The 20,381-nt window shown below is 50.3% G+C and carries 14 protein-coding genes; all 14 read left to right on the top strand.

Annotation, left to right across the window (positions count from 1 at the left end; all coding sequences use genetic code 11):
• Window positions 1–32: 32 nt before the first annotated feature.
• Entirely contained in the window at window positions 33–317 is a 285-nt protein-coding gene (gene spoIIID / locus KJS42_RS05195) for a sporulation transcriptional regulator SpoIIID (RefSeq protein WP_009223751.1), read from the top strand.
• A 240-nt stretch (window positions 318–557) separates the two neighbouring features.
• Window positions 558–1,556 carry a rod shape-determining protein gene (gene mreB / locus KJS42_RS05190; RefSeq protein ID WP_155607675.1) on the top strand — a complete coding sequence of 333 codons (999 nt, stop codon included), beginning with the start codon at window positions 558–560 and terminating at the stop codon, window positions 1,554–1,556.
• 76 nt (window positions 1,557–1,632) lie between these two features.
• A complete protein-coding gene (locus KJS42_RS05185) occupies window positions 1,633–2,532 on the top strand; it encodes a flagellar hook-basal body protein (protein ID WP_213622206.1) in 900 nt (299 codons plus the stop codon).
• A gap of 32 nt (window positions 2,533–2,564) precedes the next feature.
• On the top strand, window positions 2,565–3,386 hold the full coding sequence (locus KJS42_RS05180) for a flagellar hook-basal body protein (protein WP_213622205.1): 822 nt from the start codon (window positions 2,565–2,567) through the stop codon (window positions 3,384–3,386).
• 12 nt (window positions 3,387–3,398) lie between these two features.
• Entirely contained in the window at window positions 3,399–3,599 is a 201-nt protein-coding gene (locus KJS42_RS05175) for a DNA-directed RNA polymerase subunit beta (RefSeq protein ID WP_155607678.1), read from the top strand.
• Between the two features lie 309 nt (window positions 3,600–3,908).
• On the top strand, window positions 3,909–4,331 hold the full coding sequence (gene fabZ / locus KJS42_RS05170; RefSeq protein WP_155607679.1) for a 3-hydroxyacyl-ACP dehydratase FabZ: 423 nt from the start codon (window positions 3,909–3,911) through the stop codon (window positions 4,329–4,331).
• A 37-nt stretch (window positions 4,332–4,368) separates the two neighbouring features.
• Window positions 4,369–6,087: a phospho-sugar mutase gene (locus KJS42_RS05165; protein ID WP_213622204.1), complete on the top strand. Its 1,719-nt coding sequence runs from the start codon at window positions 4,369–4,371 to the stop codon at window positions 6,085–6,087.
• Window positions 6,088–6,155: 68 nt separating this feature from the next.
• Window positions 6,156–8,177, top strand: coding sequence for a DUF5693 family protein (locus tag KJS42_RS05160; RefSeq protein WP_213622203.1), 2,022 nt, complete (start codon window positions 6,156–6,158; stop codon window positions 8,175–8,177).
• Window positions 8,150–9,295, top strand: coding sequence for a polysaccharide pyruvyl transferase CsaB (gene csaB, locus KJS42_RS05155; protein ID WP_213622202.1), 1,146 nt, complete (start codon window positions 8,150–8,152; stop codon window positions 9,293–9,295). Before KJS42_RS05160 ends, csaB begins: the two co-directional genes overlap by 28 nt.
• A 14-nt stretch (window positions 9,296–9,309) precedes the next feature.
• Window positions 9,310–10,071, top strand: coding sequence for a WecB/TagA/CpsF family glycosyltransferase (locus tag KJS42_RS05150; RefSeq protein ID WP_213622201.1), 762 nt, complete (start codon window positions 9,310–9,312; stop codon window positions 10,069–10,071).
• A gap of 112 nt (window positions 10,072–10,183) precedes the next feature.
• Complete coding sequence (locus tag KJS42_RS05145) at window positions 10,184–11,305, top strand: glycosyltransferase family 4 protein (protein ID WP_155607683.1); 1,122 nt, start codon at window positions 10,184–10,186, stop codon at window positions 11,303–11,305.
• A 556-nt stretch (window positions 11,306–11,861) separates the two neighbouring features.
• Window positions 11,862–16,016, top strand: a complete 4,155-nt coding sequence (locus tag KJS42_RS05140) for an S-layer homology domain-containing protein (RefSeq protein ID WP_213622200.1) — start codon at window positions 11,862–11,864, stop codon at window positions 16,014–16,016.
• A 138-nt stretch (window positions 16,017–16,154) separates the two neighbouring features.
• A complete protein-coding gene (locus KJS42_RS05135) occupies window positions 16,155–16,496 on the top strand; it encodes a hypothetical protein (RefSeq protein WP_213622199.1) in 342 nt (113 codons plus the stop codon).
• Between the two features lie 509 nt (window positions 16,497–17,005).
• Window positions 17,006–20,341 (top strand): Ig-like domain-containing domain, encoded by a 3,336-nt coding sequence (locus tag KJS42_RS05130; RefSeq protein ID WP_213622198.1) that lies wholly within the window; start codon window positions 17,006–17,008, stop codon window positions 20,339–20,341.
• Window positions 20,342–20,381: the final 40 nt, after the last annotated feature.

Raw genomic sequence — 20,381 nt, 5'->3', positions numbered from 1 at the left:
CCAAACTATCTCGAGTTGAGGGAGGCGGGAGCGTGCACGATTACATCAAGGAACGGACGATAAAGATTGGGCGGTGCATCGTGGAGACACGGCACACCGTTCGAACCATCGCCAAGGAATTCGGCGTTTCCAAAAGCACGGTGCACAAGGATTTAACGGAACGTCTGCCGGAGATCAATCCGGATTTGGCGGATCAGGTTAAGCACATTCTCGAATATCACAAATCGATCAGACACCTGCGCGGCGGGGAAGCGACAAAGATCAAGTATAAGAAAAAAGGTCAATCCAAACGCGAGGTGATTAGCTCGGTCAATTAATGGGTAATTATTTAGTTCACCCATCGAACGAATATCATTGAATCATTCCCCTAAAGTATGGTATTTTTAAATATGGTATAAGATGATGTGGATTTTCATCCATTTATCCCGAAATTTTTCGATATTCATCGACATTTGTCGATTCACAACATCTTAGTTAGCGGGACACTTCTGCCATTACGCATGGGGGAAGGTCGCTACGTCCTTTCCGTGATTAAAAAATACGCTTTGGGGGATCGAATGATGGGCAAGGATATTGGGATTGATTTAGGCACGGCCAATGTGCTGATTCATGTAAAAGGAAAGGGAGTCGTTCTTGACGAACCTTCCGTTGTCGCGATTGACAGCGACGGAAGACGGGTGCTGGCCGTCGGTGAAGAAGCAAGACGGATGGTGGGCCGGACGCCCGGAAATATCACTGCAATTCGTCCCCTGAAGGACGGAGTCATTGCCGATTTTGAAATTACGGAAACGATGTTGAAATACTTCATTGATCGGGTGGGCGGCAGAAGCTGGTACAGCCACCCGAGAATTCTGATCTGCGCGCCGACGAACATTACCTCGGTGGAGCAGAAATCGATTCGCGAAGCCGCCGAACACAGCGGCGCCAAAGAAGTGTATTTGGAAGAAGAACCGAAAGCGGCTGCAATCGGAGCCGGCATGGATATTTTCGAACCGAGCGGCAACATGGTTGTCGACATCGGCGGCGGAACGACGGATGTGGCGGTGCTCTCCATGGGGGACATCGTCACGGCTTCGTCGCTTAAAGTCGCGGGGGACAAGTTTGATGCTGCCATTATTAAATACATTAAAACGAAGTACAAGCTATTGATTGGCGAACGGACCGCGGAAGATATCAAGATCGGGATCGGAACGGTGTACCCGAACGGACGGATAGCCGAGATGGATATCCGGGGCCGGGATATGGTGTCCGGGCTGCCACTGACCGTGACGATTACGGCAAACGAAATTCAAGAGGCCTTGGCCGATCCGGTATCCTCCATCGTCGCCACCGCCAAATCGGTGCTGGAGCGCACTCCGCCGGAATTGTCCGCCGACATTATCGATCGCGGCGTGATTTTGACCGGGGGAGGCGCTCTGCTGAACGGACTGGACGAGCTTCTCGCCGAAGAGCTTCGCGTACCGGTGCTGATCGCGGAAGATCCAATGCACTGCGTGGTGAAGGGAACGGGCATCATGCTCGACAATTTGGACAAGGTGCTAAGAAGAAAGTTCTAATCGTCCGATATAATAAGAAGGAATGTGTTGCCCGGTGAGTTAGGGCGTTGAATATATAGCGTTTGGAGGTAAGGCCATGCTAAGAGGTCTCTATACCGCGGCGTCCGGCATGATCGCCGAGCAGCGGCGGCATGATACGGTCACGCAGAATATCGCCAATCTCAATACACCGGGCTACAAATCGGTGAATACGGTGGCGCACTCTTTTCCTGAAATGTTAATTTCCCTGATGGGGGACAAGCAGTCGGGAGCCACTTCGCGTATCGGGAAGTTGGTAACCGGGGTGTTTGCAGAAGAGAGTATGCCGGCGTTTACGCAAGGGGATTTGAAGGAAACCGGGAATGGGACCGATTTTGCCTTGATCTCGCAGCTGAGCCTAACCGACCCGGCAACGGGCCAACCTTATGCTTTTGATGCTTCAGGTAAATTCGTCACGGAGGACGGCGAGGTGATTTATCAGCCTCAGGCTTTCTTTGCCGTAGAGGATAACGAAGGCAATGTGCGTTATACCCGGGACGGCAGCTTCTCCGTGAATACGGCGGGGGAACTCCGAACATCCAGCGGTTATCGGGTACTGGATAATGCGGGCAATCCGATCATCCTCAACCCCGGTTTATCCGTGGATACGCTGACCAGCGATGAAGCCGGGAATTTGACGGCGCTCGACAATACCGGTGCCCCGGTGAATCTGGGTGCTCTGGGACTTACGGTGGTCGAACAACCTTATCAACTGGTTCGGGAAGGCAACGGAGTCTACCGCGTCGCTGACGAAGAGGCGGCGGGCGTGCGCGAACTGGTTCAGGGTACGGATGTGGCAGGGGTACGCCAAGGCTACCTGGAGGTATCCAATGTGGATACTGCTCAATCGATGGTGGATTTGATGGCAGCCCAGCGGGCTTATGAATCCAATCAAAAAATGATCCAATATTACGATCGTAGTTTAGATAAAGCGGTGAACGAAGTCGGCCGCGTGTAAGGTAAGCGAATGGCTATAACAGGAGGTGCGGCATGAATAATACCATCATCAGCGCGATGGTTTCGATGAGCGGGATTCAGCAACGTCTGGACTTGCTTGCCGACAACATCGCGAATGTGGATACGGCAGGGTACAAACAGAAGCAAGCTAACTTCGAAGATACGTTGACCCGGGTACAACAGCAGACTTCCGATCTGAATTTGCCCGGCCGCGCCACGCCGTCCGGCTTCACTCTCGGCTTTGGTTCGAGAATGTCGCAGGTGACGGTGAATTATACTCAAGGCTCCATTAAAGAGACCGGAAATCCGACGGATTTGGCGATTGAAGGAAACGCGATGTTCAGCGTATTGACGCCGGATGGCGTTGTGGCTTATACCCGGGGCGGGGATTTTCACGTTCAGCCGGATCCGGCCGATGCCGGCGCCGCTTTTTTGGTGAATAATCAAGGTTATGTTGTTTTGAACGCCGATGGGGATCCGATCACGTTCCCGTCCGATGCTAAGGTTAGTGTGGATGCGGAGGGAAATCTCCTTGCCACGAACGGGGAAGGAACGGCCGAAGTGGGACGAATCGCTTTGCTGACGGCTGAACGGCCGGATGTGTTGGTCCAGAAAGATGGCAACTTGTTTGTCCTGGCAGCGGGTGTTGATCCGGCTCAGGCTATGGTCGATACGATGAGCCTACCGCAGGATCAGCGGGCAAGCCTTCGCCAAGGGGCGCTCGAGGCTTCCAACGTGGATTTGACCGATGCAATGGCGGAAATGCTCCAGGTGCAGCGGGCCTATCAATTGACGGCTCGTGCGCTGACCTCCGGCGAAACGATGATGGGCTTGGCCAACAACTTGCGCGGATAGGTGGGAAGCTTCATGACTGAAGACAATCAACCGGTTGCCAAACGGCCCGCCTGGATCGTAATCCTGCGTATTGTGCTCGTGTTGCTCGTTCTCGTTGTAGCTCTGGCGGCAGGTACCGTCGTAGGTTACGTCGTTTTCGGCAAGCAGGATGCTTCGGATATCTGGAGCTGGTCGACGTGGCAGCATGTTTTCGATTTGGTGTTTGCTTCGTAAATGACGCATATATAATAGAAGAAACAGAACGAATTTAACAGAAATGTCCACAAACTCTCGGCTGACGGGAGTTTTCTTTTTGTATGCGAAAAATGTATAATGATGGGGGACTCTACGGCAATAGCAAGTCAAAAGGGCTTTATCCGTAAGCGACCGAGAGGTCATTTGCGGATAAGCCCCTTATCTTAACCTTCGCTTCTGCAGAGGCGAAGGATAACTACAGTGTGACCGGAAGCCTGCGCTTTTATTCAGCTTGAAGTGAACCGTGCAGGATCGGAACCTATGCGCTAAATCGAAAGGAGATTACATATGTTAAACACGAATGAAATCCAGGAGATTCTTCCACACCGTCCTCCGTTCTTGCTGGTGGACCGCATTATCGAGCTCGAGGAAGGCAAACGGGCTGTCGGCATCAAGAACGTGACGATCAATGAGCCTTTCTTTACCGGACATTTTCCCGGATATCCCGTCATGCCTGGCGTACTGATTACTGAAGCGTTGGCGCAGGTTGGGGCTGTGGCGATGTTACATGTGGAGGCGAATCGCGGCAAAATCGGCTTCTTGGCGGGTTTGGATGAATTCCGCTTCCGCGGACAAGTGGTTCCGGGGGATACGCTGCGTCTGGAGGTCGAAATTACCCGCATGAAGGGTTCGATCGGCAAAGGCCATGCCATCGCCAAGGTGGACGATAAGATTGTCGCTGAGGGAGATATCATGTTCGCCTTGTCCTAAATGGGCTAAAGAGAATACTGAGGAGGAGAAACAACCAATGACTGAAATCAGCATGGCTGTACGAGAGAAGCTGGAAGGTTGGCTGCAAGACCCATCGATTGATGAAGCGACCAAACAAGAGTTACGCGATTTGGAAAATAACCCGGCTGAACTCGAAGACCGATTCTATCGGGATTTGGAGTTCGGTACGGGCGGTTTGCGTGGCGTGATCGGCGCCGGGAGCAACCGCATGAACCTTTATACGGTAGGCCGTGCTTCGCAGGGCTTTGCCGAATATATTCTGGAAGCGCATGCCGGCCAATCGGGGGCGCCTTCGGTTGTAATTGCGCATGATTGCCGTCACTTCTCGCCGGAATTTGCGCTTGAGGCGGCTTTGGTGCTGGCCGGCAACGGGATTGTCGCAAAGCTGTTCCCTTCGCTTCGCCCAACGCCACAGTTGTCGTACTCCGTACGTTCGCAGAAGGCTACCGGGGGTATCGTCGTTACGGCGAGTCACAATCCGCCGGAGTACAACGGCTACAAAGTATATAACTCGACGGGTGGACAGCTGGTACCGCATGAAGCGGAACAGGTCATTGCCCGGATTCAAGATATCGCCTCTTTTGCACAGGTCAAGCGGTTAAGCCGCGAGGAAGCGGAAGCGAAGGGGCTGCTCGTATGGCTGGGGGCCGCCGAAGATGAGGCGTTTGCGGAGACGGTGGCGAACACCAGCGTTAACCGCGAACTGATGGCATCCGGTGCGGCTAAGGACCTCGTGGTCGTCTTCACTCCGCTGCACGGAACAGGAAATTTTCCCGTTCGCGGCGCATTGGCGAAGATCGGGTTTACGCAAGTACACATCGTGAAGGAGCAGGAATTGCCGGATGGCGATTTTCCAACGGTGAAGTCTCCGAACCCGGAAGAACGGGAAGCCTTTACGATGGCAATCGAGCTGGGCAAGCAAGTGGGCGCTGATTTGCTAATCGGCACGGACCCCGATGCAGACCGGATGGGTGCGGTCGTGCGGACGCGAGATGGTGAATATGAAATCCTTACGGGTAACCAATCGGGCTCCTTACTCGTCCATTATGTATTAAGCCAATTGAAGGAGAGAGGAGCGCTACCGACCAACGGCGCGGTCGTCAAGACGATCGTAACCAGTGAATTCGGCGCCGCCATTGCCCGCTATTACGGAGCTACAGTGTTTAACACGCTGACCGGCTTCAAATATATCGGCGAGAAGATGAATGAGTTTGAAGCCTCCGGCAAATTTACTTATTTGTTCGGTTATGAGGAAAGCTACGGATATCTGGCGGGTAACTATGCGCGAGACAAGGATGCCGTCGTGGCTTCCACGCTGATCTGTGAAGCGGCTGCTTATTATAAACGCCAAGGCAAGACGTTGATCGACGTATTGGAAGAGCTGTACGGGCAATTCGGCTACTACCGCGAAGCGTTGGCATCCCGGACATTAAAAGGGAAAGATGGTTTGGCTCAAATCGGCGCGCTGATGGAAGCGTTCCGCAGCAATTCGCCGCAAGAAGTCGGAGGCGTACGTGTATCCGAAGTGCTTGACTACTCGCTTGGACTTGACGGTTTGCCGAAGGAAAACGTTCTGAAGTTCTTGCTGGAGGATGGTTCTTGGTTCTGTCTGCGTCCATCGGGTACGGAGCCGAAGATCAAATTCTACTTTGGCGTGTGCGGGACTTCTACGGAAGACGCCAAGTCTCGATTGAATCGGATTCAGGACGATGTGCTGGCTCGCGTCGATAAGTAAACGGATTTTTTTAGTTTGGGGAAACAAATAACAGATGTGGATTGATGCATTTTTGAGGAGGTACCTTAGTGATTCGAAGTTGGCAGCGGTGGAATAACGCTTCCCGCAAATGGTTGTGGGTTTTGGTGATTGTCGGAATCCTGGCATCCGTGCCGGTGATCGCACAGCGGGTTCAAACGGAATCGTCCGCGAATAAGGTGGAGTTCGTCTTTAATTATCGAGGTTTGGTGGATATCGCTTCGTATCAGGCGGATCCGCAGGCGTATCTGGACGAACAGCTGGACCGGTTGAAGGAAGCCGGCGTAGGCACGATGGCGATGTTTGAAAGCACGCTCGACGAATTGTCGAAGACGCGTCGAATTATGGTGTTTAGTTCCGTGGAGGCTGCGAAGCTGAACGGGGCCGTCATTACGGAGAACGGGAATTACACGTACCTGGCTTTTACCAATGCGGAGAACGAAGCGCAGTTGAAGCCGATGATCGAAGCGGCGTTCCGCAAACTGGACGTGCCGGTGGCGAACTGGCAGTATCAGGATCAAGGAGGTCTCGTGATCGGCATGGGGATGGAGGAAGCGGTCATAAAGCCGTTGCCGCTGGATCCCATCGCGTTCGCTATGCTGCGGGAGAAGGGCTTTACGATTCTACCGCGGCTATCTGACAATATCCCTTATGATCAGGAAGAGATGGATCAGGAGCTGGCCTTTTTCGCCGAGAATGGGGTCACCCGCATTTTGTTCGATGGGGAAGCCGTTAAAGGCTATACGGATAACGAGTCGAAAAACAGCCTGCAGGGATTTGCCGATTCGCTGAAGAAACACGGCATTGGTATCGCGGCCATCGAAAACCTGAAGGCCCCGCAAAAAGGCTTCAACAAGCTGGCCTATTTGATCGACTATAATGTGGTGCGCCTGCACTCTTTGGCCGATACGGAAGCGACCCAGGAAAAGGCGACGCTGGCCGACCGGTTCGTGCTCGCTACCAAAGACCGGAATATCCGGATGGTGTATCTCAACGCATCCGCTTCTAAGGACTTGGCAAAAGCTGCGATTACGAATCCAATCGACAATTTGATCGGTTCGCTGCAAGCTCCTGGTAAGGCCATTGAGCGGATCGAAAACAATGGGTTCGAGCTGGGACAGGCAGAAGCCTTTACGATTCATGACGCCAGCTGGCAAAAATACCTCAAAGCGTTGGTCGTTCTCGGAGGCGTAGCGTTCGTAGCGCTGCTGATTTCCTTCTTCTTGCCATCGCTCACGCTAGCGGCTTTTGTGCTCGGATTGATCGGCTCGGCCGGACTTTACGTGCTGAAGCCGGTATTAATGGAGCAGGCACTGGCTCTGTTCGTCGCCATCAGTGCTCCGACGATCGCCATGATCCTGGCCATTCGCAAGGTGCAGGAACTGCAAGAGAAGCATTCCACCCTGCTGCCTGGCGGACGCCGGTTGACGCATACGATCGTGTTGTTTATTAAAACGTCATTACTATCGCTGACCGCCGTACCATTCGTCATCGCCCTGCTGAACAACATTACGTACAGTTTGGTGCTGAATCAGTTCCGCGGCGTAAGTTTGCTGCATTTGGGACCGATTTTGCTGATCGCGATCTATGTGTTCCTGTATCGGGGGAACTCGGTCTGGGAGGAATTGCGGAAATGGCTGAGCATGCCGATTACGGTATTATGGGTAGCCGTTGCTGCGGTGCTTGGGATTGCGGCTTTGTATTATTTGTCCCGGACCGGCAATGCGGGAACGCTGCTGCCGGGCGAAGCGGCCTTCCGCTCCTTCCTGGAGAACGCCTTTGGCGTGCGGCCGCGGAATAAGGAATTTTTGCTGGCGCATCCTTTGTTTATTGTAGGTTTGTTCGCGGCCTTCCGCTATCGTTGGGCGATGTTCGCGATGATTATTGCGGTGATGGGCCAGCTGTCGATGGTCGACACGTTTGCGCATATTCATACTCCGGCAGTGCTTTCGCTGATTCGCGATGTTCTCGGTATGGGACTGGGACTGGTGATGGGTCTGATCGCCGTTCTGGTTTGGCAAATCATTGAAAGGTGCTGGGATAAATGGTCGCCACGACTACTAAAACTTTAGTCCTGTCGGGGTATTACGGATTTCGCAACAGCGGGGACGAGGCGGTACTTCAATCCATCTTGCTGGCTCTCGAAGAGGAAGGGCTTACCACGGGCGTGGATATTAAGCCCATCGTGCTGTCGATGGATCCGGAATGGACGAGTCGGACGTACGGCGTAGAATCCGTGCACCGGATGAAACTTGGCGAGGTAAGGAAGGCTATAAAGAGCAGCGACGGTTTGATCAGCGGAGGCGGCAGCTTGCTGCAGGACTCCACCGGGATCAAGTCGATCCCTTATTATCTGGGTGTGATCAAGCTAGCGCAGTGGCTCGGCAAGCCAACCTTCGTCTACGCCCAGGGCATCGGACCGGTGAACCGCAAGCTGTTCCGGCCGCTGATCGCTTCAGTGTTCCGGCGCTGCGACTATATTTCCGTGCGGGATGCGGAATCGGCGAGTTTGCTGCGGGACATGGGGCTTCGCGGCAAGGATGCGGTTCAGGTCGTGCCTGACCCTGTCATGGGATTGGCGTTGTGGGAGCATGTCGCCGGGCCGGAGGGAGACGGCGGTGTTTCAGGCGATTCCAACTCGGAACTGCCGGTGGTTGGCGTGTCGGTTCGCTTCTGGAACGAAGCGCGAACCGAGCTGACGCAGCTGGCCGAGGGGCTCTCGCTGCTCTGCCGCCGCAAACCGGTGCATATCCGGTTCCTGCCCTTTCATTTCCCCGGTGACGACGAAGCTTCGCGCTTCGTGATGGATCGGCTGGGAAATGTGGCGGGACGCGGCTGCACCGTGAGCATCGCGTCAGAGACGGAGCACCCGCAGGATATGCTGCGGGAAGTGAGCCGGTGCAGCCTGCTGGTCGGTATGCGGCTGCACAGCTTGATCTACGCCGCCTCGCAGAACGTTCCGCTGCTCGGCGTCTCGTATGACCCGAAGATCGACCATTTCCTGGGTCGCATCGGAAGCGTCCCGGTCGGGACCACGGAGGAGCTGGATCCGCGGATTCTGGCCGCGGAAGGGGAGCGCCTCCTGCAGGAAGCCGGGACGTGGCGCAAGAGCCACGCCGCGCAAATCGCGGACTTGAAGCGGGAAGCACGGGTGCCCGCGCGGCGGATCGTTGAATTTTTACGAAAGTGATGGGTGAACAGGTGATGACCAAGATCAAGGAAGGTATCCCGACGGTTTCGGTATTTGGCGTACCCGTCTGCAAATGGGGAATGAAAGACACAGTCGCTCATTTAACGAATGCGGTTGCGGATAAGGCGCTGCATCATGTGATAACGGCGAACCCGATCATGATGATGGCGGCCATCGAGAACCCGGAATACAAAGCGATGATGCAAACCGCTGAATTGATCGTAGCGGACGGAACGGGCCTGGTCTGGGCCGCGCAAAAAGGCGGCGATCCGGTTGCGGAACGCGTGCCGGGGTACGAGCTGCTGCATGAATTAATGAAGCAAGGGGAACGCCGGGGCTGGAAGGTGTACTTGCTTGGCTCAGCGCCGGACGTTGTGAAGGAAACCGCCCGCCGGTTGGCGCTGCAATATCCCGGTACGACGATTGCGGGATACCGCGACGGTTATTTTGGGCCCGATCAAGACCCGGAAGTCATCGATGAGATCGTCAAAGCCGCTCCCGATCTGCTGTTTGTGGCCCGTGGGGCGGACACGCAGGAGCCTTGGATCGCGAAATACAAAGACGTCTTGCGCGTCCCCATCATGATGGGGGTCGGCGGCAGCTTTGACGTCATTTCCGGACGCACCAAAAGAGCTCCCATGGCGTTCCGGAAGCTTCGACTAGAGTGGCTGTACCGGTTACTAAAGGAACCTACCCGCTTCCGCAGAATGCTTGCGCTGCCGAAATTCGCCGTGCGCGTGCTGCGGGAGAAAGAAAACCTTACGAAAATGGGCTAAATGTCTCGATTTCCATGAATAACTGCGGTTTTTTGCACAAATACGGAGTTGGTGTTTCTCCTCATTCGGAGTATAATCATTCCGGTGCAGAACAATTGGAGGTCGAAATGTAATGTTGATGATTTATATCATCGGGTTCATCGTTTCACTTGGCTTGGCTTTGGGCCTAACGCCGCTCGTTAAGAAGTTTGCAATTAAGGTCGGTGCTGTGGACGTACCCAATGCGCGCAAAGTGCATACACGAATTATGCCGAGACTCGGTGGTTTAGGGATTTTCTTATCTTTTGTCATCACGTTTTTTCTGCTTCTCCCGTTCCTTCCGGACGTATTTTCGGTACGCGAGGTGAACTTCATCAAAGCTTTCCTGGTTGGCGGAACCATCACCGTGCTGCTGGGAGCTTTCGACGATCGCTTCGATTTACCGGCCAAACTTAAATTTGTCATTCAAATCGCAACGGCCTGCGTGGTCGTGTTCGTGTTCGATATACGTATTGAATTCGCCAATATTCCGTTCCACACGTATGCCGCAGTGGAGACCTGGGTGGCGATTCCGTTTACCATCCTGTGGATCGTTGGCGTAACAAACGCCATTAACCTGATCGACGGCTTGGACGGACTGGCTGCAGGGGTTTCCGCTATTGCTATCGGTACGATCGCCGTGATGTCGTTCCTGATGGGTAACGTGATGGTGGCGCTGCTCTGCTTGTTGCTCCTGGGCAGCATTATCGGATTCTTGTACTTCAATTTCCACCCGGCCAAAATCTTCATGGGCGACTCGGGCGCCCTGTTCCTGGGCTTCAGCTTAGCGCTGTTGTCGCTGCTCGGCTTTAAGCAGATCGCGATCGTGTCGTTCCTGACGCCGCTGATTCTGATCGGCGTGCCGCTCTCGGACACGATGTTCGCCATCGTCCGCCGCTGGATGCAGAAGAAGCCGATCTTCTCGCCGGACAAGGGTCACTTGCACCATTGCCTGCGCGAGCTTGGATTCAGCCACCGCCAGACGGTGCTGATCATTTACGGCATCGCCGCCTTCTTTGGCGTGCTGGCCGTCATCCAATCGTCGGCCGCGATGTACAACGCCAACTGGGTGACGTTCGTCGTCATCTGCGTCATGGTCTTCTTCCTGCAAATCGGCGCCGAGGTCATCGGCCTGATCGGCAAGACCAAGCGCCCGGTGCTCGACTTCCTCGCCCGCTTGCGCATGAAGGCTGGAGCTGAACGCGGCACGAAGTAACAGCAACAAGTAAGCAACAGTACGAAATTATAGCATACCTAAATGCAGGACGATTATGCATTTCTTGACTTGATGAGTGGACAACCCCTGATTGGCTTGGTGAAGCCGCAGGGGTTGTTTTTTGCATGCACGCCTGCCGCCTACCGTGGGGGATCTGACGTAACGGACACCAGAGCCGTTAATTGCACGGATGAGATTAGCATTGGATTCTAACGGACCGAGGAGACCTTATTCCGGACAAGTCCGGTGATTGCGCGTTAGAAAGAGCCCAATAAGGTCTCTGTAGTCCGTTAGAACGGGAAATGTCCGGGAAATCGGCGTTTAAGGTCATTGAGGTCCGTTATACACCCAGGAGAGGAATATCAAACCGCTTACCCCCGCGAAAACGCCGGGGGTTTTTCTCGTCCCGCGATTTTCATTGGATTCTTCTTCATGTTTTCCTAAAATTCTTCCACTTTTCGACCGATAACATATGTAAGTGACGCTTTTGGGCAGTCCCTGCCGAACCATGACGGGGACATTAACACACATTACACGACAAAGGAGAGATTAATCCATGCAACGCTTTAGGAAGCCGTTTCTATGGCTGGCTTTGCTGTCTTTGATTGTTACGCTGATTCCAGTGGGGCTGACTTCCACGGCTTATGCAGCAACAACTTATTTTGCGCCGGATGATCGGGATATCCTGAAAACGGCAAACTACGAATTGAATGCCATTGGCAATGATGCTAACTTGAGAACGAAGGTTAAGGTGACGAATAGTCCAACCATAACGGTTTCGGGCGCATACTCCAAGGTCTCTGGCGATACCCTAAACGCTCAGGTAGATCTGTTGGCCTGGGACAACGCGAAAGCCACTTGGGTCGTTGACAAGGTCCATACAGCTCCAGGGATCGTCGCGAAGGACCCGGCTAACGAGAATCGGTTTATCGCTTCCAACCTGACCCTGTTCCCCGGGTTGAACCGGATTACCTTCAAAGGAACGTTTGGTAACGTGGAAGGCTCCGAGACCTTCTTCGTCTTGTATGATAAAATTCCTTATTACTCGAATTTGGCAATCTCGGGAAGCGGCTTCCTTTCGGATATCAGCTTGAATGAAGGGACACGCGTTGTCGTAAAAAGCCCTCAGATTTCCTTGGTGGGGCAAGTCTTCAATACAACAAAAGCAACTGTAACGATCGACGGGAAGGAATTGTCGACGGACATTTATAACAATCAGTTATCCACTCCGGCCTTGAAACTATCACCCGGGTTGAATAAACTGACAATCAAATTCACGAACGGTTCCGACTCGATTGAAATCGCCCGTGACGTATATTACTTTACGGATACGAACCCATTCATTGATCTCCATATTGTGGACCAAAACAATAGTCCGAAGGCGTATGATCTCTTAAAGAGCATTCCAAGTTTGCGTGATGGGACGGAGGACAATGATATCATCGTACAAGTCATGGTTCCTTTCAGCGCAGGTGATAAAGAATTTAAGGACGATTACGAAGTGTCCGTGGATGATACGGTTGTTGCCGCGGCCAACATTAAAATGCTGGCTCCAAACTTATACGATACCGCAGGAAACTTCGTGATTCCGACCGGAACGGCCGAAGAAGTAATTATCGAAGATTCTACGGGTCCGGTCTACCGGCTCGTTACGTTCCAGATCACTGGAGTACCGACCCAGAAAGAAGCCGACGGAACTACTACGAAAGCTACTCAGGCACCGAAGATTGATGTGAAATACGGAAAGTCGGTTACGACGGATACGCCTCCGGTCACGAAGTGGGCGTTTAGCACGTCTTATACACCGGTCTACCGGGTTTCCGACAAAACAACGATTAAGAGCATAAAGTATCTGCCGGATTATGTGGCTGGCGATGCAGGCAAGCTCGACAATCGAACCCAACTTCCATTGGGGACTGTAGATAAAGGCGACTTTTATATTTTGGTTGAAACGGATGGCGGTATCGCCACTACGGATGCGTTGACAGGGAAATACTTGCCGCTTGGGACTAAAAACTTGACGATCTCGACTCCTGGGGTCCAAGCAACCTTAGGCGGCACTAACGTTGCGAATACATTCATTTATCAAGTCACCGGTTTCGCAACAGGAAGTCAAACGGTACGTTTCGAGTACACGGGTAAGTCGAATCCTTTTGACGCCACGATCTCCTATTCCTCAGTTAGCGGGATATTGGTAGACAATCTGGTGGATGGTCAAACGTATTACTTCAATTCGAAAAACTCTGGGACCGGGAAAACGGATTTTGTGGTTTCCGGGGAATACTTCGGGTTCAAGGCGTCATCGGACGCTGAAATCACTACTCTGAACCCTGAGTATTTCGTGAACGGGATTAATGTGGGTAAGCTAACCACGGCCGAACAAGCCAACTTCGGTAAGGATACGACATTAGTCCAAAAAGGCGTACTGGGGAAAGCGGAATTCCCTAAATTTGATTTGTCATTGTATATATCGGCGAGCGGTCCGCTCGTTGCTGGTGAGAATACCATCGAGTTTAGAGGGCAGTATATCGACGCTGCTGGAAACCGGGTTCCGGTGTCCAAGAAGTTGCGCATTTATATTGTCGACGAGAATGTAGCGACGATCACGCAATTCCATCCGGGCAAAGTTCCTCAAACATCCGTAACCGGCGATATCCGGGCTCCGTTCCCGGCGCAGGACGACTTCCTTCTTCCGACGAGCACGACCGTGAAGGATGCCGTGGAAGAAGCGGTGGGGAAAATTACGCAGATTCCTACTGAATTTACGCCGAAGGATAATGGGACGTATACTACCAGTGAACTGAGTTACGATATGGTGATTCGCGGCAGCGGCGCAAGCAAAGTGAATTTGTATCTGGGTTCGCAATCGATCTTTTCGCTTGTAGTACCGAAAAGCCCAGATAAGTTTACTGCGACGAACGGTTATTATCCTGCCGATACGAAGAAGTACTACTATGAAGTTGTCGGGAACAGTAACGATTTCTTGCTTCGGATCATGAACAACGTTCAGACGGATGCCAGCGGGAATGTAACTTATTTAGGCGACTTCCAATTTGAAAAAGATACGACGGGCACGCATGTGTACAACCTGGAGTTGATTAACGAAACAGGCGCCCGCACAAACCAGCGGGTAGAAGTTACTCGGGAAGCGGCACCATATCGTTTGCTGGCACCTCAACCTACAGTTGGCGACCAGTATGTGGTGAACAAGAACTTCGTTCGCTTTGACATCGAAGCCGAAGGAGCAACGAAGGTCATCATCGGTAAGGAAGAGGCCACGCGCCGCACAGAACCGGATAAACAAAATCGTTTTGTTTACGATTATGTTGGTTTGAAGCCGGATAAGGCGAATACGATTAAAATCCAAATCGTTCGGGGTAATGATACGATCGATGACAGCATCAGTGTCTACTACACCAGCCAGGTTACTACAGATACGCAATTCATGGCTGAAAAGACGGCAACGAAATATTCCGTATTCAATAAACAATTAGAGTTGTCCTTCCCTAAAGGAACGATTATGAGATCGGCTACGGCGGCCGGAAATACTGTCGCCAAGTTCTATCCGGATACGAAGCTGCTGTTCGGTATCGCGGATCCGAAAGACGGGGTCGTTGAACGCCGGAATGACTACGGGATTTATTTCAATAACAATACCGAAATCAACGGCAACAATAATTTGTTGGACTCGCTAAAGAGCAATTTCACGTCGACCGTCGATACTTTTAACTTCACGCGGATCTCGAATATTTATTGGATCAGCGGCGGCGTAGGCGAATTAGGCGATAAAGGCACCACGGGTTATAAATCAGCTACGAACGGCTTAGCACCCTATTCGGTCGAAGGGTTCTTCACGAAATTCGAACCGGAACGAAAAGTCGTTCCTTCGCAGCGCGGGACACTGGAACTGACTTATGACAGCAATGTCGTAGATGATGCAGGCACACTGGTCACGGTATTCAAATATACGGAGGTTGACGGTGTCGGAAGATGGACGAGAGTTCCTGGTGAAGTCGATACGAAATCCCATACGGTTTCGGTTCCTTTCGATGAATTTGGGTACTACGCGGTTTATAAGCTGAACCGAAGCTTTACCGATATTACGAACCATCCGTGGGCGCGCAACATTCTGAACGGATTGTATTCAAAAGGGATCATGGAATACCTCCGTTCGGACGCATTCGGCGCCGACGACCTGACCACGCGTGGTGAGTTCGCCACCTTGCTTGTCAAAGGGTTGAGCTTGCCGTTGGTACCGGATGATCAGAAGCAAACGTTCTTCGATGTTCCTTATGGCGCGAAAACAACGACCTGGGATTACAGACATTTGGAAACCGCTGCGAGAGCTGGTATTATTACAGGCCGGACGGAAGGTTTCTTCTCCCCGAACATGACGATTACGCGTCAGGATGCTGCGGTCATGATTGCCAGAGCGCTCAAGTTGAAGCTGGCCCTGAACGATCAGAAGCTGAAGGATAGCATGGCCAAATCGTTTCTGGATGCAGGCAGAATTGATTACTACGCACTGCCTGCTGTCCAAGCCGTAACGAAGGCCAAAATCATGTCCGGAAGCCCGGTCACTCTGCCGGGTGCCAAGAAAGCTTCCTATAACTTTAATCCGACCAGTGAAATGACCCGGGCGGAAGCCGGGAAAATCGCGGTTGAACTGTTGAAGAAGAGTACGAGTATCTTCCCGAAGACCTTTAGCTAATTGATCTTCGCCAAAGAAGCGGCCGGAGTCGATCCGGACCGCTTCTTTTTTTCCAATTACATCTTTTTGTAATTTCACGAGCTTTACGTTAAAATAAGCAGAGTAATAGACAATACGCAAAAGGGTGAACTTGAACAGATGAAACCGATCCTATCTAAACCGCAGTTGGGTTATTCGAAAGCAAAGCGCAAATTTGAGGATAGATCCAAAGTTTTAGAGAAGCGCATTGAAGAAACTGCGAAGCTGCAAGAAGTAACCCAGGAAGTCATGGAAGGACTAGTTATTGAAACGGGCTTCCATGATGCTTTCACCGAGCTGCGCGAAGCTGAGAACGAATTGATCGAGTGGTCTCATATCACCATGACGCATGAGAAGACATACAAGGACAACAAGCAAGCGATCGATGAAATGTATGAGAAACTGAATACCGATCCGCAAATGCGGGCTCGTATTATCCAATTGGCCATGAGAGTAAGATAGTTCAGAAGCCTTTTGGTACGAGATTACCTATAAGGCGTCCCATTTAGGACGTCTTATTTGTCGTGTCCGAACATACAATGGAGATAGCGTGAAAATGGGAAAAGTTGCTTAATGACTGACATATTCCGGCATGATATACTAATTTCCGTCAGGCGGCAAGGGAGTCAAAAAGGCGTAACTAAGGGGAATCTTAGAAAAAGTTACAATCTCGCAATTTTTTTTAAAACCCCCGCAACTTTTTGAAACCTGCTGCGTTTAAGATGTAGAGCATTGACAATGGCGACCAAATTAGACATGGCAAGGTGTTCCTCATAGGGAAACTTGTCTATCTATTAGAAAAATTAGCTTTACGGCTCTAGGGACCCATTGTATAATGTTTAGGTAGGATTAGGAAACTAGTCTATTTCTACATTCTATCAAATGAATGAGGTTACAAGTTTCTGCAGTTTTGCTGCAGACCTAATTTATAGGAAACTTGCTCAAGCTCTGGAAAGGGGGTGCAATGGCTAATGAGTAACACGAGCTATTCATTTAAAGAAAACTCTCATGTGATAGTTAATCAAGGAGGAGAAAAAAAGGTTATGAAGAAAATTTTGTCCGTAGCTTTGTCTACAGCAATGGCATTCTCCATGTTTGCTTCCGTAGCATTCGGTGCTGATGCCAAATTGACTCCAGAGCAACAATTCAACACATTGAAAGAAGCAGGTATCGTATCTGGCTTCCCAGACGGCCTGTCCCACTTGGAAAAAACGTTGACTCGCGCTGAACTCGCGAAAATCATCGTTAACTCCCTGAGCTTGGAACCAGTTGATGCTACTTCTTACAACGATAAGAACTATGCGAACCACTGGGGCCGCACTTACATTGAAGCTGCTACACAAGCTGGCATCCTCAATGGTAAAGATGCAGCTAAGAAATTGTTCGATCCGAACGGCGCAGTAACTGTACAAGAACTGGCTAAAGTTCTGGTAACTGCTCTGAAACTGGAAGTTCCAGCTGACGCAAACAACACTGCATCCGCATGGGCTAAAGGTTATGTAGCAGCAGCGGTTAACGCTGGTTACCTGGCTGACGGCATCAACTATCAAGCTCAAGCAACTCGCTCCCAAGCAGTTGTAGCAGCTTATGCAATCTACGAAGCAGCTCAAGTTCCAACAGTTAAATCCTACAAAGTAGTTGACAGCAAGAACGTTGAGTTCACGCTCTCCAACGACGAAGTAGTGAAAGTAACTTTGGAAAAAGCTTTGGAAGCTAACAAAGAAACTGAAGTTACTTTCAAAACTGCAGCTGGCGAAGAAATCAAAACTTCTGTAACTTGGGTTTTGACTACGGCTACTAAAGTTGAGAAAGTTACTGCTGACAACTTGAAACAAGTTGTTGTAACTTTTGATGGCGAAGTTGAAAAAGCGACTGCAGAAGATGCAAACAACTACTCTATCAATGGTAAAGTGATTAACTCGGCTTCCTTGTCTTCTGACAAAAAAGCTGTAACTTTGACCCTGGATACAACTGGTGCTAATCTTCCTTTCTCTAACCAAGTTGAATACAAATTGACATTCAACAACGTTAAAGCAGGGGATAAAGTGCTTAGCGTAACTGATTACAAATTTACACCAGTAGACGCTACGCTTCCAACAGCTACAGGTGTTCAAGCACTTGGTAACCAAACGGTTAAAATTACTTTCAGTGAGCCGATCAAGACTGCAAACAGTAACAGCTTTACAGTCGATGGTAGCACAGCTATTGGGTACACAAAAATTTCCGGTAACACGGTAATTGTTAAGTTGTATTCTAAACTTGCTACAGGTGACCACAAGCTTACTGTAAATGCTGTTGAGGACTATGCTTCTTTCAAATCTCTAAGTCAATCTTTTGACTTTGCTGTAGTTGAAGATTCTACTGCTCCTACTGCTACGGTTGAAAGTGCAACGTTTGAATCCGTTCGTGTTAAATTTAGCGAGCCTGTAGATGACGCTACTGTCTTGGCTGCTAATGTTTATTGGAACGAAGGGACGACAAAGAGATATCCAAACACAGCAGTTAAAATGATCTCTGATGACACTTATGAGTTTGACTTTAGTAATTATCCTATCCGTTATGCTACTGACTTGATCATCAACGGCGTTAAGGATTACTCAGGTAACGTAATTGCTACTGATACTAAAGTTCAAGTGAATCCAGTGGTTGACCAAGTTCGCCCAGAAGTTGTTAATGTAACAGTAAATAACTCTAAATCCATTACTGTTAAATTCAGCAAAGTTCTCGAACCGACAGCTGCAACTAAGTCTGCTAATTATGTGATCAAAGATGCTGACGGTAAAGTTGTTAGCAACTTGAAAACAATCTCTCAACCAGCTGACAAAAAAGTTGTTGATATTGCTTTGGTTCAGGCTTTGACTGAAGGCAAGACATACACTCTGGAAATTTCGGGTGTAACGGATAACACAACACTGAAAAATGCCATTCTTCCTTACACTACATCCATCACTATTAAAGACAGTGGTAACCCAACTATCGTGGCTAGTGGTGTTGTAAGAAATACGGCTAACAACTCTGTAGCTATCACTTTTAGTGAGCAAGTTGCTGTTTCTGGTGATGGAAATGCAGTTGATAAAGCTAAATATTTCTACAAAGCTTCCGGATCTGCTGACTGGAAGACCTTGCCGGATGGTGCTAGCATCAATATTTCTCCAGATGGAAAGTCCGTAATCCTCTACTTCCCAACTGGCGTAAACGGTGTTAACGTTGCTAACGTAACTGATATTCGTGTTCAATTAGTTAAAGACCTTGCAGGTAACTACATTTCCGGGTTGACTTCTGACCAGTCTGTAATTACTGTTGCTGCAGCAGATCTTGGCGTTGATAAAATTGAGGCTTCCGCTACCAATAAAATCGACGTGTACTTTAAATCGGCTCTGTTGTCCAGCAGCGTAAATCTTGGTGACTTTGATGTAAGAGCAAATGGAACTCCTTTGAGTGTTCTTAAAGCTGAACTTACAGATACCAAAAAAGTTACTCTGACTTTGGCTGATGGGGATAAACTGGGTGACAACGCATTGCGTGGCACTTATGGTGTTACTGTAGCTATTAATGCGAATGCAACGACTTCGACTCCTTCCGGATTGCCGATTTCCGCTGCAGCAGCAGCGCCTGTAGTAGACAAGATTGCAGCTTCCATTGATAAGATTGTTGGTTCTGCTGATGGCACAACTATGACAATCAAATTCAACGAAGCATTGACTGCAATCGTAACTCCAGGTACGAATGAAGCTGGTGACCTTGTAATCAAAGATAAGGACGGAAACACTCTTACTCCTGGAACTGATTACACTGTTGCAGCTACTGGTACTGCTACTCCTGCGACTGCAAATGATCTTGTTGTAACCTTTACTACAGCGAAAACTGGTGTTGTTAAAGTATCGATGCCATCCGTAAGATACATTAAGGATGCTGCTACTCCAACTGCAAACAATGTTGCAGTAGTTGCTGTTAATGACGCTATCGAAGTTGACGTTGATAATGCAGCTCCTACAGTTCTTGCTGGTGCAGCTGGTGCGGGTACAAATAGTGTAACAACTTTGGTATTGACTGCTAGTGAAGATCTGGATGTTGCTGACCTAGCGTCTGTACTTGCTAAACTTGACGGTGCTCAAGTTGGTAAGATTAACACTGCAGTATACACTGTAGCTACTAAGACGATCACTATTACATTCAAAACAGCTGGTGATGCACCTGTTACTGGTGATGTAATTAGTACTACAAACTTCACTGACCTTGATGGTAACTCCCTGGTAAATCAAAAATTCACTTTTGATGGCACTATCTGGGTTCAAGCAGCGAAGTAATAAGAAGTTTTTTGAAAGAAGACAGAGGCTACTGCCTCTG

This window comes from Paenibacillus sp. J53TS2 (genome assembly GCF_018403305.1).
In the GTDB taxonomy this organism is placed as follows: Bacteria; Bacillota; Bacilli; order Paenibacillales; family Paenibacillaceae; genus Fontibacillus; species Fontibacillus rhizolycopersici.
This window is presented reverse-complemented; position numbering and strand designations above follow the sequence as displayed.

Bases quoted from the DNA above. Each gene is read 5' to 3' on its own strand.
- mreB (WP_155607675.1), top strand. From the start codon at position 558: ATGATGGGCAAGGATATTGGGATTGATTTAGGCACGGCCAATGTGCTG.
- KJS42_RS05185 (WP_213622206.1), top strand. From the start codon at position 1,633: ATGCTAAGAGGTCTCTATACCGCGGCGTCCGGCATGATCGCCGAGCAG.
- KJS42_RS05180 (WP_213622205.1), top strand. From the start codon at position 2,565: ATGAATAATACCATCATCAGCGCGATGGTTTCGATGAGCGGGATTCAG.
- KJS42_RS05175 (WP_155607678.1), top strand. From the start codon at position 3,399: ATGACTGAAGACAATCAACCGGTTGCCAAACGGCCCGCCTGGATCGTA.
- fabZ (WP_155607679.1), top strand. From the start codon at position 3,909: ATGTTAAACACGAATGAAATCCAGGAGATTCTTCCACACCGTCCTCCG.
- KJS42_RS05165 (WP_213622204.1), top strand. From the start codon at position 4,369: ATGACTGAAATCAGCATGGCTGTACGAGAGAAGCTGGAAGGTTGGCTG.
- csaB (WP_213622202.1), top strand. From the start codon at position 8,150: ATGGTCGCCACGACTACTAAAACTTTAGTCCTGTCGGGGTATTACGGA.
- KJS42_RS05150 (WP_213622201.1), top strand. From the start codon at position 9,310: ATGACCAAGATCAAGGAAGGTATCCCGACGGTTTCGGTATTTGGCGTA.
- KJS42_RS05145 (WP_155607683.1), top strand. From the start codon at position 10,184: ATGTTGATGATTTATATCATCGGGTTCATCGTTTCACTTGGCTTGGCT.
- KJS42_RS05140 (WP_213622200.1), top strand. From the start codon at position 11,862: ATGCAACGCTTTAGGAAGCCGTTTCTATGGCTGGCTTTGCTGTCTTTG.
- KJS42_RS05135 (WP_213622199.1), top strand. From the start codon at position 16,155: ATGAAACCGATCCTATCTAAACCGCAGTTGGGTTATTCGAAAGCAAAG.
- KJS42_RS05130 (WP_213622198.1), top strand. From the start codon at position 17,006: ATGAGTAACACGAGCTATTCATTTAAAGAAAACTCTCATGTGATAGTT.